The sequence below is a fragment of the Streptomyces sp. NPDC093510 genome, from assembly GCF_040683555.1.
Lineage (GTDB): Bacteria > Actinomycetota > Actinomycetes > Streptomycetales > Streptomycetaceae > Streptomyces.
In genome coordinates this window covers 283,630-298,029 of record NZ_JBFBEE010000005.1, presented here as the reverse complement: position 1 = coordinate 298,029, position 14,400 = coordinate 283,630, and the positions used below count along the sequence as shown (strand labels likewise).

Below are 14,400 nucleotides of genomic sequence, written 5' to 3'. Positions count from 1 at the left end.
TCTTCGGTTCGCCCGGTATCTCACCATCTGGACGCCCGGCCTGTCACAGGGGGTGGCCGCACGGGCCGTGGGTGGCCCGTGCGACCTCGCACACCCGGTCACGCCGTCGTCCAACAGCGTTTCCCCATGACCGGCCGGGGGGTGTGTCCAAAGGGCGGCGCCGGCGCAATGCCGCCACGAGGAGGGCGGCAACCGTCACCCGAGCGGCTCTCGGGTGACGATTGCCTGCCGGTGAAGGAGTGGGCCGCACGGACTCTGAGAATTCGGGACCTTGAGTCCGTGCGGCCGGGGTGCACGTCCCGGCGCGTGCTGCGCGCCTGCAGCGACCTCCCATGGCCGGCCGGGCCGTGCGGTCAAGGGCCGAGGCGACTTAACGGGTCTGCCCCGGCGGACGGGCGGGTCAGAACTGGAGGGACCAACTGTTGATGTAGCCGGTGTCCTCGGCTGCGTTGTCGCTGACCCGCAGCTTCCAGGTGCCGTTCGCGGTCTCGGCTGAGGCGTTGACGGTGTAGGTGCCCTGGACGTTCTGCCCGCTGTCGCTGCTGCTGTAGTTCTTGATGAGGTAGGCGCTGCCGTCCGGGGCGATGAGGTCGACGCGCAGGTCACCGCGGTAGGTGTGGCGGATGTCCACGGCGACCGCGAGGTCGGCGGGTGCGTTGCCGGACACGTCGCTGACGGTGATGGGCGAATCGGTGGTGGCGTTGTCGTTGATCGGGTAGTCGGTGGTGTTCTCGAACTTCGGTCCGTCCGGCGGCGTGGAGCCGGTGCCCACGTACAGCAGCCGGTTCGGGGAACCGCTCTTCGCGTCCTTCACCTTGCCGGTCGTGGCATCCTGCACGATCTTGCTGTGTACTTGGGAGGGCGACCAGGAAGGGTTCGCCGACAGCGCCAGCGCCGCAGCCCCCGCTACGTGCGGCGACGCCATCGACGTACCGCCCTTGACCGTGGTGCCGGTGTCGCTGGTATGCGAGGTGGAGGTGATGTTCGAGCCCGGAGCGAACACGTCGAGGCAGGTACCGTAGTTGGACGACAGGCCGGAGTTCCAGACGGAGCGGGTGTCGGTGCTGTCCGTCGCCCCGACGGTGAGGGCCGAGCCGACGGAGCCCGGCGAGGTGAGGCAGGAATCCCTGCCGCTGTTGCCCGCGGCCACCGCCCACGTCACGCCGGAGCCTATCGAGTTGGCCACGGCGTCGTTGAGGGACTGATTCTTGTCCCCCTCCAGGCTCATGTTGGCCACGGCGGGCTTGGCCGCGTTGCGGGTCACCCAGTCGATACCGCTGATGACCGTGGACCATGGAGCGCTGCCGCCGCAGTCCAATACGCGCACGGCGACGACCTTCACGCCCTTGGCGACACCGTAGGCGCTGCCGCCGACCGTGCCGGCCACGTGCGTCCCGTGGCCGTTGCAGTCGGAAGCGTTGGAGTCGTTGTCGACGAAGTCATAACCGGAGACGGCCCGCCCGCCGAAGTCCTGGTGTGTGGTGCGCACACCGGTGTCCACCACGTACGCGGTGACGTTGGACGCGGTGTTGGGGTAGGTGTACTTCTTGTCCAGAGGCAGGTCCCGCTGGTCCACCCGGTCCAGGCCCCAGGTGGGGTTGTCCTGCGTGCCGCTGATCCGTGCAGTCCCGTCCGCCTCCACCCGCGCCACCGCCGGGTCTGCCGCGAGCCGCTTCGCGGCTGCCTCCGTCATGCGTATGGAGAACCCGCGCAGCGCGGAGGTGTACGTATGGCGCACCGTCCCGCCGTGCCGGCCGGCCAGCTCTCTCGCCTTGCCCGCCACGGCCGTGCGGTCGACGGATTTCTCCAGCGTGACGATGTACGAGCCCTTGATCGCACCGGCGCGGTCCGCGCCCACGATCCTTCCCTCACCCGAGGGGGTAGGGGCCGCGCTCACCGCTGTTCCCGCTCCGATTAACAGGGCAACACTGGCACAACCGGCAGCAACACCGCGCCATGCCACAGCTTGGGACACCATGCAGATCCTCCTTGAGGACGGACCGGACCACCCGGCCCAGAAGCCATGGAGCAACCCCTCCGACGACAGGCGCCGCAACGTGCACACGCACCGCACACAGGTGACCGACCCTGTCGGGCACCTGACAACTCGTGCTGCGCGCTAGCGCCGTACCGGTCTGCGGAAGGGGGTGCCGCTGCGGAAAAGCTCCGCAGCGGCGCCGGTGCGACGGCCCTACTTCTGGGGGGAAGACGTCGTAACCACCAGTCACGCCGGGGAGGCATCCCTGAAGGCCACGGACACAGCGGCCGCCGCACCTCCCAGAGCATCCGCCCCACCGACGGAACGCGGCAATCCGTAGCAGCACCTATTTGTTTCCAGCCAGCGACCGAACCTCCTTCCGGGCAGGGATTCGTGTCACAGCTGAGGAATCGGGCTCTGGGCTGCGCCGATCACTCTGAATCGCCTTCGGGAAGTCAGTGGCCCGGGGGGTAACGGGGTGCCCCAGGCCGGGACTTCGGACCGGGCGAAGCAGATCAGGCCCTTGCGTGACTGTCACGGGCATGCCACTTTCCTTCCTCGATACGTCCCACTCGCACCGCGGGACCCCCACATCACGCCACCGCCTAAGGAGCACCCCCACATGAGACGTACCTTTTATGCGCGTCTGGGCCTGTCTGCCCTGCTCGTCTCCGGAACCCTCGCCCTGGGCGCCACCCCCGCCGGCGCGCAGAGCGAACCGACGCCCGACCCCTCCGCGGTAAACGCCCTCAACGCGCAGATCGAGCGGCAACTGGGCGACGACAGCGCTGGCACCTACCTCGACCGCAGGACCGGAGAGCTGGTCGTCACCGTCACCAGCGACTCCGCCGCCGAACGCGTCCGCGCCACCGGCGCGAGGCCCGAGCGGGTGCGACGCGGCGCAGCCCAACTCCAAGCCGCCATGGACGCGCTGGAATCCCGCGCGAAGATATCCGGCACCTCCTGGGGCGTCGACCCCCGCACCAACCAGATAGCCGTGCAGGCCGACCAGTCGGTGTCGGACCGTGATCTCGCCCGGCTGCACCGGGTCGTCGATTCGCTGGACGGTGCGGTTCGCGTCAGTCGCGTGCCCGGCACCTTCAAGCGTGAGATAGCGGGCGGAGACGCCATCTACGGCGGCGGTTCACGGTGCTCAGCCGCCTTCAACGTCTCCAAGGGCTCCACGCGATACTTCGTCACAGCCGGGCACTGCACCGACAACAGCCCCACCTGGTCCGCCACGTCCGGTGGCGCGACCATCGGTGTGCGCGAGGACACCAGCTTCCCCATCGACGACTACGGCCTCGTCCGCTACACCAACGGCTCCTCCCCTGCCGGTAACGTCAATCTGTACAACGGCAGTTACCAGGACATCTCCTCAGCCGCCGACGCCGTCGTGGGTCAGGCGATCAAGAAGAGCGGATCCACCACCAAGGTGACGAGCGGCTCCGTGACCGCAGTCAACGTCACGGCCAACTACGATGACGGGCCCGTCTACGGCCTGGTCCGCACCACCGCCTGCTCCGCGGGAGGCGACAGCGGCGGCGCCCACTTCACGGGCACGGTCGCCCTCGGCATCCACTCCGGCGGCTCCGGTTGCACGGGCACCAACGGCACGGCCCTCCACCAGCCGGTGCGCGAAGCCCTGGCCGCGTACGGCGTGAGCGTGTACTGACCCACGGGCAGGTCGGCCGCCGCACTTTGGGGGGTCCGGCAGCCGTTGCTCGCTGCGAAGCGGTAGTGGATTCAGAACGGTCTGCCCCGCATGGCCGAGACGATGCGGCGTCCCCGTGCCGAGCCTGAACGTCCCGTCGTGATTTTTCTGCCTGACACTCGCCCAATGCATGTCCGCCCGCACCCCGGGTTCCTTCAGCATGCCCTGAAGCAGAATCAAAGAAATGGCGCATTTCAGCAAACTCTCTTGAGAGGGTTGACTTCTGATCCGTGATTCTCAAATGATCGTCGGGCAATACCAGCTGTTCGCCCAAAGTTCCGCGTCGGTGACATGGGCAGGAATTAGGGAGAGGAGCTGCACCTTCTCGACCACGCCGAACCCTTGAAGATCGGCGGCGCCGAACTGTCGCTGCCGCAGGGCGACCGGGACGTGCCGGTCTGGGAGAGCCGGGTCACCAGCCTCTACATAAAGCCCGTCGGCGCAGCGGGCGGTGGGGGTCTTCATCCAGTCCGACACCGCCGTGTGCCAGGACGTGCCGGCCGACTGCGCCCCCGAGGTGTTCATCGCCACGCACAACGCGCAAGTGCCGCCCGCCGGTGAACTGGGTGCCTTCGGCAACCTGCTGCCCGTACCCGAGGCGCAGGTGCCGGAGGTCGCCGGGCTCCAGTTGCTGTCCTCCCTCCTGAACGACAGTGCGGCGCAATTCCCGTCCGTACGTCTGATCGCCCTGCGCGGCGGCTATGTGCAAGCACCGCGCAAGCACGGGGAGTTCCTGTGGAACGACTTCGGGGAGCTGGAGGAGATCGCCAACGTGCTCTCCATCGACAAGAAGCTGATCGGGCTGGCCCTCGGTGAATCGGCCGTGTACGAGAAGGACCGAACCAGCAAGACCGGCGTGCCGTGGATCACCAGGACCGAACCGACCGTTCCCGTCGAGCCGTCGGACAGGCAGGCGCGCGGTGACTTCGACCCGGCCACCCCGATGCCCCCGATCTTCGAGCGCACCGCGGACGAGGCGGACATGCGGCTTGTTCATGAGGAACTCGCGGGGCCGGCCCCGTTGACCGCCTGTGCGGTACACCTGCCCGACGAGCTGAAACGCTCCTCGACACGGTCTGCGCACCCGCGCCGGGGCCGGCCGGCCAGCCATAAGGCCGGGCCCTCGCCCCCAACCAGTACGACGCATCCCGTACGACGTATCCCGTACGGCTCATGAAGAGGCTCAGTAAGAGGTGACAGTGTTCTCTGTTCTGCGGACCCCGAAACTCGGGCGCGTGTGGGCGGGCCAGTTCGTCAGCATGACCGGCGACGGAGTCTACGCCGTCACCGTCTCCTTGTACCTGCTGCCCCGGGCCGACGCGGCGCAGGCGCTGGGCACCCTGCTCGCGGCGACCGCCTTGGGCAGCATCATCACCCTGATCTTCGGCGGAGCCGTCGCAGACCGGGTCCGCAGATCCCTGGTGATCTGCGCGGCCGACCTGCTGCGGATCCTCGGGGTCGCCGTCCTGCTGCTCACGGGTCCGGACGCCCCGATCTGGCACCTGGCAGCCCTGGGGGCCCTCTTCGGCTGCGGGGCGGGCATCCACCGCCCCGCGTACACCGCGCTGATCGCCCAGCTCGCCGGACAGGAAAAGCGCCGTGAGGCATCGGCACTGCGCTCGGCCACCAGCCGCTTCACCGGAATCGTCGGGCCCGTCGTCGGTGGGTCCGTTGCCGCCGCCTCGTCACCGCGCTGGGGCCTGCTGATCAACATTCTCACCTTCGTGTTCAGCCTCGCGACCCTCGTGAAACTGGACGAACCGAACGTGAGCTCCGGCAAGCACGGCGCGGACAAGGCCGGGTTGGTGCGCGAGGCACTGGAAGGCATCAGTCATGTCCGCGGCCAGAAGTGGATGCTCGGCGTCATGCTTCAGGGCACGGCCCAGGCAGCCCTGGTCATCGCCCCGATGGCAGTGATCGTGCCGCTCGTGATGGGCGGCCGGGGGCCGGCCGCGCTCAGTCTCGTCACGAGCGCCACCGCGTGCGGCGCACTCACAGCGACCCTCACCGCCTCCCGCATACGCACCCGGCAGCCCGGCACCGTAGCCATGCTCGGCCTGCTGTGCGAGCTGCCGCAGATCGTCACCGTGGCGGTGGACGCGCCGACCGCGTGGGTGATCGCCTCCAGCGCACTGGCCGGTGCGGGAGCGTCAGTGTTCGCGGTCCTATGGGGCGCGGCGCTGCAGGAACGGACCCCGGACCACATGCTCGGCCGGGTCTACGCCCTGGACGCGCTGCTCACCCAGGCCCTCATGCCACTCTGCATGGCCGCGGCGGGCTTCCTGCTGGGCGTGCTCTCCACGCCGGCGATCGCCACCTTCGCCGCCTGTGCCCTGCTCCTGACCGTTGTCGCTGTCCTGCCCATGCCAGGAGTCGCGACGCTCGGCACCAGCACCCCGGACGAGGAGCCGGACGGAACGCCGCACAATCAGAAGTCGGCCGGGCGCGCGTGACGCGGCGGCAGAGAAACCCTCAGGTGGCGAACGGTCCGTCGGGGTGAAAGACCAGCGGGCAAAGCGTTCGCCGATGCGGTGATGTGCGGTGGCATCCGAGTAGATCAGGTCGGGCAGCGGCAGCGGAAGGTTACCTGGCGAATAGCGTTGTGCTTGGGCCGCAGCACGGCCAGCACCATCCCCGCGATCCTTCCCGCGGGCAGAGCCCGCCGCCACAGAAGATCCCGACCCTCCTGGAACAGATACGCCTGCCGCTCGCGCGGACCGGACCGCCGCGCACCCTTACCCTGGACAACGAACCGGCCCCATTGACCCAGCTCCCAGTGGATGTCGCCGATGGTCACGGCGCACAACTCCGCAGCCCACACCGCCGAAATGTACGTCAGCTTCGCCATCACATAGCTTCGGCAGGCCACCGGGTACTTCCGCGCGTCCGGCAGCGAACCGCGCCACGAGTGAAGAACTCCTTCGTCGCCCGCTTCGACGGCGGGATCCGCAGCCCGAAGTCACCACGGTGCACGGGGTGGTTGAACGGATCGACCGGCGACTCGACAGCCATCGAGGCGCCGGGCTGCTGAGATCTCACACCATCGAGCGGGTTCATGTTCGAGGGCATCTACCTGCTGGAATGCACGTTCATGGCTGGTCAGAGGAACGAGTGAACCTGTCGGGACTCCAGTAGCCACGCGGCACGCTGTGGCCGGAAACGGCCCCTTGCCGTGAGCGGACGCCGATCTCCATAATCCGGGGCAACACTTTGTCGGGCTCATGTCACCCGGACATTCGGCGCGACAGGCAGGGCCCCGCACTCCCCTCATCCCCCCCCACGAAGGGAAGACAATTGAAGACCAAGCTGCGTGGAGTCAAGAGAACCGCCACCCTCGGTGCGCTCGCTCTCGCCACCCTCAGCCTTCAGCCCGTGGTCGCCTCCGCCGCTCCCGGCCCGGGCCCCCAGCCGAGTGAGAGTGTCGTCGGGGGCACCCCCGCCAAGCAGGGCGAATTCCCCTTCATGGTCCGACTGTCGATGGGCTGTGGCGGCGCTCTGTACACCAAGGACATCGTGCTGACCGCCGCCCACTGCGTCGACGGCTCCGGCAACAACACCAGCATCACCGCCACCGCCGGTGTCGTGGACCTGCGGAGCCCCAGCGCGATCAAGGTCAAGTCCACCAAGGTCCTCCAGGCCCCCGGCTACAACGGCAAGGGCAAGGACTGGGCGCTCATCAAACTGGCGAAGCCGATCGACCTGCCCACGCTGAAGATCGCCAAGACCACCACGTACAACAAGGGCGACTTCACCGTCGCGGGCTGGGGCGCCGCCAGCGAAGGCGGCTCGCAGCAGCGCTACCTCCTCAAGGCGACCGTCCCGTTCGTCAGCGACGCCGACTGCAAGGCGGCGTACGGAAACGACCTCACGCCCAGCGAGGAGATCTGCGCCGGCTATATCGCCGAGGGCGGCATCGACACCTGCCAGGGCGACTCCGGTGGCCCCATGTTCCGCAGGGACGAGACCGGCGCGTACATCCAGGTCGGCATAGTCAGCTGGGGCAACGGCTGCGCGCGGCCGCAGTACCCGGGTGTCTACACCGAGGTGTCGACGTTCGCCGCGGACATAGAGAACGCGGCGGCGGGACTCTGACGTTCCGTGGCGGGGCGCCTGCGGCCGCGGGCGCCCCGCTCTGCCCTGCGCGTCCGCTTCCCCACGGGTCCTCTTCCTCCTGGGCCCCGCACGACGGTTACCCCCTCCACCGGTCGGACTCACGCAGGTGACCCGGACGGGTGCGGGCGGGTGTCGACGAGCAGGGTGCCGCTTGATACCGCTGACCTTCTCGACACCGTCGTACCCATGCAGGCCACCGCGCTCACTGGCCCGGACATGGTGAGGGACCCGGAGGCGATGTCATACGTGGATCTTCTGGGCTTCGGCAGACACGAGGCGGATCTCGTCGCGGTCCAGCCAGGTCATGCCGGCGTTACGCAGGAGGTTGGCGGTGACGTTGGCGTAGTAGGGCTCCTCGTGGTCGATACGGCCGAGGAGCATCGTGTCGTCGCTGACCGGTCGGAAGCCTTCCGAGACGAGGGTGGCGCGGGCGGTGTGCAGCTTGGTGCCGGTGAAGGTGGCGACGGCGACGCTGGGGTGCTGGGGGTGCAGGGTGAGGTGAAGGTGAGCGTCGGGTGCGATCGGGCGTAGGGGGCTCGTTTCGGGGTCCGGGCCGACGAGGGGTCCGCCCGGACCGGGGGTTCTAGCGGGTGGTTCGGACGGGGGTTGGGGCGGTCCGCGGTGGCGGCCCGGCCCGCGGGGCGGCCGCGGCCGGCCTGCGGGGTGCCGCGGGTGGCGCCTTCGGCGAAGAAGGGGGCACGGTCGCGGCAGACGATCTCGATGCCGGGCCGCTCGGCGAGCCAGGCCGCCAGCGTGTCCGGCTCCCGGCCCGGCAGGAGGTCCACAGGGCGACGTGTCTCGACGTCGACGAGCACAGTTCCGTAGATGTGTCCCTTGCGCTGGGCGTATTCGTCCACGCCGACCACGCGGGGCGTGGCGGTAGGCGGGTCCGGCAGCGAGGCGATCAGTCTCAGCAGGGTGTTGCGGCTCACCGGCGCCCCGAAGGTGTCCGTCATCCGGGCGCCGGCCCGGCCCGCGAGCGCAAGACCGACCGAGACCGAAGCCGATCGCAGTCGCTCGGTCCGCCGGCCGAACCGGCGGGCGAGCCCGGGCACCTGCTCGGCGAAGGTCTTGCGCGGACAGGAGTCCTCCGCGCAGACGAATCGACGCACCCGTAACGACACCACGACGAACTTGCCGACTGCTGGCAGATCACGGGGAAATCGCAGGTACGAACCGTGTATTCGGCCCGACCAGCACCCGCATCCCGGGCAGGCTGCCCGCCTGACGGTCGTGCGGGCCTCAACCTGGACACTCGTGTCGGTCACCTCGACCGACTCTACGAACACGCCCTCCACCGAGGAGAACAGCAACTCATCCAGCTGCGGCCGTACGTCGTTCACGGCGCGGCACTGTCGACCACACCGCATTCCGACTGGGCGATTTTCGGGCGACCTCAACCGCCGCCACACAAAGATCGACAGTCACGTTGCGTACGTGACCACAAGAAGTGGACCAGAGCCAAATGCAGGGGAGAGGAAGTCTCCTACCCCACCTGCCGCTGCGGGGGCCGCTGCCGCGATCCCGGGACCGAGGAGCGCCCGCAGATACGCAAGGCGTGGCTGGGCGCCGGCTACCGCACGACCGCCATCGACCACGGCGCCCGCCTGGGCATCGACGTCCACCGCGTTCAACGCCCCCCAGGCGTCAAGGGATTCACGGTCACCCGAGACGCTGGACGATCGAGCGGAGCATCGTGGCTCATGCACCACCGCCGACTCGCCCGCGACTACGAACCCCATCCGCACCATTCCGAAGCCATGGTCCACCTCGCGATGATCGACCTCATGGCCCGCCGTCTCATCGGCGAAGCCACCTTCAACTGGCGCGGAGTCTGACCCGGGATCAAACACACCTCGCAGGGCGAAACGCTCAGTCAGCTCAGACCTGGCAGAGGTGTCCCCGACGAATCCGCTGCCCGCTGCCCGCTGCCCGCTGCCCGCTGCCGAGGCTCAGCGCTGCGAGCGCTGCGGCTCCAACGGATTTCTCGCCTGGGCCGCGGGCGGCGCCGTGCTCGCCGAGCGGGTCACCGAGCGCGTCACCGCCAGGTCCCCGCTGTGCGCGGAGGTCCGGGCGAGCGCGCTCGGCGGCTCGGCGGTGTCGCGCGGCGCGCTGCCCGCCGCCATGGACGCGGCCCAGGACGAACTGTTCGGGCCGAGTCCCTGAACCGCCCCCGCTACCGCCCCTTACGCCTTGTGCCCTGCGGACCCGAACGGGCCGCTCTCGGGGGCCACGCACGCTTCGACGATCGTCCTCTCGCCGGCCGCGGAGCCCTCCACGCAAAGTCGTCCGCCCTTGTCGCGCAGGTCGAGGGTGAACCGCGTGGTCCCCCCGGACCGCTTGAGGCCGTGGATGCGCTCGTCGACATAGCCGAGGTCGTTCAGGACCGTCCTGACCTCCGCGGGGGTGGGGTCCGCGAGATCCCACAGTGCCCGGGTGACGCGCTCCTCATGGTGGGCGGCCGCGCACCAGTCGCGGGCGTTCAGCTCCACTTCCGGCCCCGAGGTCGGGGTGACGGGCTCGACGGGACGGTCCGACGGCGTCTCTCCCGGGGCGGGCGACGCCGGGTTCACCGGTGCGGCGGGTGGCGTCTTGGGCGGTGCGCTCGGGGGGCACGACCGCGCGATCCTCTCCAGCATCGCCGGGAACGCCGCTTCGGCCCGGCCCCCGACCGTGTCCGCGCGTCCGGCCCGCTCTCCACCGTCGTGCTTCGTCGCGGTGTTCTCGGTGCCGCACGCGCCTAGTGCCAGCAGGGCGACGGCGGTCGCCGCGCAGGCGAACCACGGGCGGCGCGAGGAGCGGCGGGCGACCGCGTTGGTCGAGGAAAGGTTTCGTCTCATGAGGGCAGTCTCTGATCAAACGACCGCCGTCCGCGTGAGTACGCGTACTCGCGCGGACGGCGGTACTCACTCAGATCGGGGCTCGAACTACCCGGCTAGGAGGGGGTGTTGCGCGCACGGGTCAGCAGGCGCCGAGGCCCTGCCAGACGCACCACTGGCCACCGGCGCCGGGCTCCTCGCTCTTCGTCCACCACTTGGTCTTCCAGGGCGCGACTTGTGGGAGACGGTCGTCCCCGAGCCGCACTCAGACGACGGCCTCCACTGTGGATGTAATCGACATCAGCAGGGGCACTGTGCAGAGGTTTTGCCACCGGAGCCCTTGAGGGCCTCGCCCAGACGGAGACCGCCTGTACGCCGGTGCCCGTCCTGATTCACGTCAGCGTGCCGAAGGATGAGTTGGATGCCGAACGCGATGAGGCCCACGCTCGCCCCCCCCGACACGCCCACCAGCCACCACTGGGCGTTGCTGGTGAACGATGAGGTGAACAGGCCAAACAGCAGTGCCGTTCCGCTGCCCCAAGGGCGGACGACTCAGCCATGGGAGCGGGCCTTGGCACTACGCTGCCCGGCAGAGTAGGTGAGCAGCTGGCTCCACTGATCGTCGCCGAGGTCGGGAGCGGTCGCGGTTTGAGTGGTCATGTCGACGGTGGTGCTGCCCGAGACCACCTGGTACTTCGGGCAAGAAGCCATTGCGTCGAAGATACGGCCGACGCCGTGGAACTTCGTGGGCCGCTCGCAGGAGGAGATCGAGACGGCCCGCACCGACTGGATGACGTGTTCCCGCTTCGGCGAGGTGAAGGGCTACGACGGCCCCGCACTGCCCACCCCGGAACTGCCGCCGGTGGCCCTGAAGCCGCGGGGGCGGATGCGCTGAACCGTCGGACTCTCGCTGACCCAACTGGCAAGTAGTCAGGTGGGTGCGCTCGCACGGCTCCGCGGCCGCGAGCCCGGTGTCCTACGTGATGGGGAAGTCGAAGTAGGTGTCCGGATAAGGCTCGCCCTTGAGCGTGTAATGCCACCACTCGCACTCGTACGCACTGAAACCGCAACTCTCCATGAGGGAACGCAGGTGCTGCCGATTCCGTGCTTCGAGAGGTGTGATCCCTTGTGCGCCATGATGCGAGATGGAATCCATCAGGTCGTGGTCGCCGCCCATGGGAACGAGCTCACCGGTGGCCAAGTCGTAGAGGGTGAGGTCGACGGTGCTGCCTCGGCTGTGGCCCGACCTGGCGGCCACATAGCCCTTCTCGAACATCTCGGCCCTGTCGATATGGGGATAGTGCCGCGCCTTGGTACGGCCGTCCTCCGGCTGCTGCGACCAGCGCAGGAAGCAGTCGACGGCGTGCTGCGGGCGATAGCCGTCCCAGAGCAGCAGGCCGAATCCCCGGGTTTCGGCCTTCTCTCTGGCCCGTTCCAGAGCCGCGCACAGAGCCCTCGTACCGACGACTCGATTGGCCAGGTACCCGTCCACTGGCTTTCCGGTGAAGTTGTCCCACGTGGCGTACTTGGCATCCCAGCGTATGCCGGACGCCAGCTCGTCCACGAAGACGAAGTCACCCTTCGCCGACTCCGCCGACTCCGCCGACCCCACGGGCTCCATCGACTGCACCGGCTTCATCGGATTTGTCCCGTCAGGGCGAGTGACACCATCCGGTCGATCACATCGGTGAGCAGCAGCCCCGCTGCGGCCATCATCCTCGGATAACGGCTGTACGAGGTCATTCCGGGGAAGGTGTTGACCTCGTTGAGGACTACTTTTCCGTCCTCCTTGAGGAACATGTCCACTCGCGAAAGACCGCTGCATCCAAAGGCGCGGTACACGGCCTTGGCCGTCTCCTGCACAAGCCTCCGTGACTCGTCCGGAATGTCGGCGGGAACGATCGCCATGGAGTTCTCGGAACCGGTCTCGGGGGAGTCTTCCTGGTGGATCCTGAAGAATCCGTGCGAGAGCGCGATCCGGTCCACCTCGCCGACGATCAGATCCGACTCGTTCCCGAGGATGGCGCAGCCGATCTCGTCGCCGACGACCGCCTCTTCGATCAGCACCTTCGCGTCGTACTGTCGTGCCGTTTCCACCGCACTTGGAAGTTCCTCTTCCCGGGACACCTTGGTCACGCCGAAGGACGATCCGGATCGGGCCGGCTTCACGAAGACCGGATAGGTGAGCCGGGCGGGATCGATGGTTTCGTCCGCCGTGACGGTCCAGAAGTCCGGCGTGGCGATTCCCGCACTTCGGGCGACGACGTAGGCAAGGGCTTTGTCCATGCACAGAGCGGAACTCTGGATGTCGCAGCCGATGTAGGGGATGCCGGAGAGTTCCAGCAGACCCTGCATCGCGCCGTCCTCGCCGAGGGTGCCGTGCAGCACCGGCAGTACGACGTCCAGACGTATCGTTCCGTAGCTCCCCTGCCCCGGGATGAGCAGCCCGTGCACGCTGCTGTCCGGCGACAGGACGACGGCGCGACAGTTTCTGTTCTCCCACTCCGCGTCGGGACTGTCGCAGAGCTTCCAGGCGCCGCTCTTCGTGATCCCGATGTAGAAGGGTTCGTACTTCTCGAGATCGAGGTTCCGGGCCACCTCACGCGCCGATTTGACGGAGACGGAGTGCTCCTCGGAACGGCCACCGAAGATGACGCCAACCTTCAGCCTAGCCATGGTGATTCCTGCTTTCGAATGTCAGACAGTTGGTGAGGGAATTCTCCACGGTGTCGCGCAGGGCGTGGTCCGTGTAGTAGGCGGTGTGCGGACTGATGAGCGCGTTCGGCAGCTCCTGCAGTCGCAACAGCCCTTTGTTTTCCATGGGTTTGTCCCGGCGGTCGGCGTAGAAGATTCCTTCCTCGCCTTCGATGACATCCAGTGCCGCGCCACCCAGCCTGCCGCTTTCCAATTGCTGCACCAGTGCCTCGGTGTCGATGAGCGCACCACGTGCGGTGTTGACGATCAGCGCACCGTTCTTCAGCTGTGCCAGGCGCTGCCGATTCAGCAGATGGTGCGTCTGCGCGGTGAGCGGCACATGCAGCGTGACCAGGTCGCTCCGCCGCAGCAATTCATCGAGCGGAATGAGCTCGACAGCGGCACCGGATCGCTCCACGGGTCGGTTGTCATGGGCCAGGATGCGGCAGCCGAAACCCCGGAGACGGTCCATGACCGCCGCGCCGATACGGCCCGTCCCGATCACTCCGACAGTCAAGTCGCGCAGTTCTCTCCCGCGCGCATCGCTCAGCCGGTAATCGTGCATGTCCGTGCGCCGGATGATGGCTTTCGCATCCCGTACCGCCATCAACATGAGCATCAGCGTGTAGTCGGCCACGCTGTCCGGTGAATAGGAGACGTTTCCGACAGAGATGCCGATGCTGTCCGCGTATTCCACGTCGATGTGGTTGTAGCCGATGCTCCGCGTGGAGATATAGCCCACGTCGGCTCGGCCGAGCGCACGCAGAGTGGCGCGGGTGATGGGCGTCTTGTGGCCGACGCTGATGCACCGGCTGCCGACGGCCAGTTCGGTATTGGCTTCGGACACCGGCGCGTCGGTGATGACCGGCTGTACACCGAGGCCGGGCGCCAACTCGCGGAACAGAACGGCTTCGTCCGGGCCGCACCCGTACATGGTGATGCGGGTTGTTTCGCTGTGGGTCATGCCTCCAGTCAAGGCGGCGTGCTGTTGCCGGAACGTATGTGGTTTTCGATATGCCCGCGATACGCCCCATTGCCTTGGCTGGAGCCATGACTTACACAACAACGGACATGACGTCCAG

The 14,400-nt window shown here is 67.9% G+C and carries 11 protein-coding genes and 5 pseudogenes; 7 read left to right on the top strand and 9 right to left on the bottom strand.

The annotated features are described in order from the left end of the window. Positions 1–400 precede the first annotated feature (400 nt). A complete protein-coding gene (locus tag AB0N81_RS10585) occupies positions 401–1,978 on the bottom strand; it encodes a S8 family peptidase (RefSeq protein WP_365357391.1) in 1,578 nt (525 codons plus the stop codon). A gap of 622 nt (positions 1,979–2,600) precedes the next feature. Between AB0N81_RS10585 and AB0N81_RS10580 the strand changes: the two genes are divergently transcribed. Further along, positions 2,601–3,653 carry a S1 family peptidase gene (locus tag AB0N81_RS10580; RefSeq protein ID WP_365357390.1) on the top strand — a complete coding sequence of 351 codons (1,053 nt, stop codon included), beginning with the start codon at positions 2,601–2,603 and terminating at the stop codon, positions 3,651–3,653. A gap of 276 nt (positions 3,654–3,929) precedes the next feature. Here the strand turns inward: AB0N81_RS10580 and AB0N81_RS10575 are convergent, their stop codons facing one another. Next, the gene (locus AB0N81_RS10575; protein ID WP_365357389.1) at positions 3,930–4,157 is read right to left on the bottom strand and encodes a hypothetical protein; all 228 of its coding nucleotides are present in this window, start codon (positions 4,155–4,157) and stop codon (positions 3,930–3,932) included. Between AB0N81_RS10575 and AB0N81_RS10570 the strand changes: the two genes are divergently transcribed. Both AB0N81_RS10570 and AB0N81_RS10565 read left to right on the top strand, forming a co-directional pair. Beyond that, entirely contained in the window at positions 4,144–4,869 is a 726-nt protein-coding gene (locus AB0N81_RS10570; RefSeq protein WP_365357388.1) for a hypothetical protein, read from the top strand. The two genes, AB0N81_RS10575 and AB0N81_RS10570, sit on opposite strands and share 14 nt — an antisense overlap. 16 nt (positions 4,870–4,885) lie before the next feature. After that, positions 4,886–6,145: an MFS transporter gene (locus tag AB0N81_RS10565; protein ID WP_365357387.1), complete on the top strand. Its 1,260-nt coding sequence runs from the start codon at positions 4,886–4,888 to the stop codon at positions 6,143–6,145. A 212-nt stretch (positions 6,146–6,357) separates the two neighbouring features. Here AB0N81_RS10565 and AB0N81_RS10560 read toward each other — a convergent pair. Continuing rightward, positions 6,358–6,698: pseudogene (locus AB0N81_RS10560) on the bottom strand (site-specific integrase); the annotation flags it as partial. Positions 6,699–6,986: 288 nt separating this feature from the next. Between AB0N81_RS10560 and AB0N81_RS10555 the strand changes: the two are divergent. Next, complete coding sequence (locus AB0N81_RS10555) at positions 6,987–7,784, top strand: serine protease (protein WP_365357386.1); 798 nt, start codon at positions 6,987–6,989, stop codon at positions 7,782–7,784. 261 nt (positions 7,785–8,045) lie between these two features. Here the strand turns inward: AB0N81_RS10555 and AB0N81_RS10550 are convergent, their stop codons facing one another. Together AB0N81_RS10550 and AB0N81_RS10545 are read right to left on the bottom strand one after the other, a co-directional pair. Next, positions 8,046–8,186, bottom strand: a complete 141-nt coding sequence (locus tag AB0N81_RS10550; RefSeq protein WP_365357385.1) for a hypothetical protein — start codon at positions 8,184–8,186, stop codon at positions 8,046–8,048. Between the two features lie 284 nt (positions 8,187–8,470). After that, positions 8,471–9,175, bottom strand: a pseudogene (locus AB0N81_RS10545) (ISL3 family transposase); the annotation flags it as partial. A gap of 165 nt (positions 9,176–9,340) precedes the next feature. Between AB0N81_RS10545 and AB0N81_RS10540 the strand changes: the two are divergent. Both AB0N81_RS10540 and AB0N81_RS10535 read left to right on the top strand, forming a co-directional pair. Further along, a pseudogene (locus tag AB0N81_RS10540) lies at positions 9,341–9,643 on the top strand (transposase); the annotation flags it as partial. Positions 9,644–9,803: 160 nt separating this feature from the next. Next, a pseudogene (locus AB0N81_RS10535) lies at positions 9,804–9,971 on the top strand (ROK family transcriptional regulator); the annotation flags it as partial. Positions 9,972–9,991: 20 nt separating this feature from the next. On the opposite strand, the gene AB0N81_RS10530 reads toward AB0N81_RS10535, so the two are convergent. Beyond that, positions 9,992–10,645 carry a hypothetical protein gene (locus AB0N81_RS10530; protein WP_365357384.1) on the bottom strand — a complete coding sequence of 218 codons (654 nt, stop codon included), beginning with the start codon at positions 10,643–10,645 and terminating at the stop codon, positions 9,992–9,994. A 715-nt stretch (positions 10,646–11,360) separates the two neighbouring features. Between AB0N81_RS10530 and AB0N81_RS10525 the strand changes: the two are divergent. Further along, positions 11,361–11,519, top strand: a pseudogene (locus AB0N81_RS10525) (pirin family protein); the annotation flags it as partial. Positions 11,520–11,600: 81 nt separating this feature from the next. On the opposite strand, the gene vanX reads toward AB0N81_RS10525, so the two are convergent. Genes vanX through AB0N81_RS10510 form a run of 3 tightly spaced genes read right to left on the bottom strand, consistent with a single transcriptional unit; the run spans position 11,601 to position 14,282 of the window. Next, positions 11,601–12,245, bottom strand: a complete 645-nt coding sequence (vanX, locus tag AB0N81_RS10520; protein WP_365357501.1) for a D-Ala-D-Ala dipeptidase VanX — start codon at positions 12,243–12,245, stop codon at positions 11,601–11,603. Positions 12,246–12,259: 14 nt separating this feature from the next. Next, positions 12,260–13,300 carry a D-alanine--(R)-lactate ligase VanA-Sc gene (gene vanA-Sc / locus AB0N81_RS10515; protein ID WP_365357383.1) on the bottom strand — a complete coding sequence of 347 codons (1,041 nt, stop codon included), beginning with the start codon at positions 13,298–13,300 and terminating at the stop codon, positions 12,260–12,262. Further along, positions 13,293–14,282, bottom strand: coding sequence for a D-isomer specific 2-hydroxyacid dehydrogenase family protein (locus AB0N81_RS10510; protein WP_365357382.1), 990 nt, complete (start codon positions 14,280–14,282; stop codon positions 13,293–13,295). Before AB0N81_RS10510 ends, vanA-Sc begins: the two co-directional genes overlap by 8 nt. Between the last annotated feature and the right edge of the window lie 118 nt (positions 14,283–14,400).

Coding starts and splice junctions, on each gene's coding strand:
- AB0N81_RS10585 (WP_365357391.1), bottom strand. CDS start 1,978: ATGGTGTCCCAAGCTGTGGCATGGCGCGGTGTTGCTGCCGGTTGTGCC.
- AB0N81_RS10580 (WP_365357390.1), top strand. CDS start 2,601: ATGAGACGTACCTTTTATGCGCGTCTGGGCCTGTCTGCCCTGCTCGTC.
- AB0N81_RS10575 (WP_365357389.1), bottom strand. CDS start 4,157: ATGAAGACCCCCACCGCCCGCTGCGCCGACGGGCTTTATGTAGAGGCT.
- AB0N81_RS10550 (WP_365357385.1), bottom strand. CDS start 8,186: ATGCTCCTCGGCCGTATCGACCACGAGGAGCCCTACTACGCCAACGTC.
- AB0N81_RS10530 (WP_365357384.1), bottom strand. CDS start 10,645: ATGAGACGAAACCTTTCCTCGACCAACGCGGTCGCCCGCCGCTCCTCG.
- vanX (WP_365357501.1), bottom strand. CDS start 12,245: ATGGAGCCCGTGGGGTCGGCGGAGTCGGCGGAGTCGGCGAAGGGTGAC.
- vanA-Sc (WP_365357383.1), bottom strand. CDS start 13,300: ATGGCTAGGCTGAAGGTTGGCGTCATCTTCGGTGGCCGTTCCGAGGAG.
- AB0N81_RS10510 (WP_365357382.1), bottom strand. CDS start 14,282: ATGACCCACAGCGAAACAACCCGCATCACCATGTACGGGTGCGGCCCG.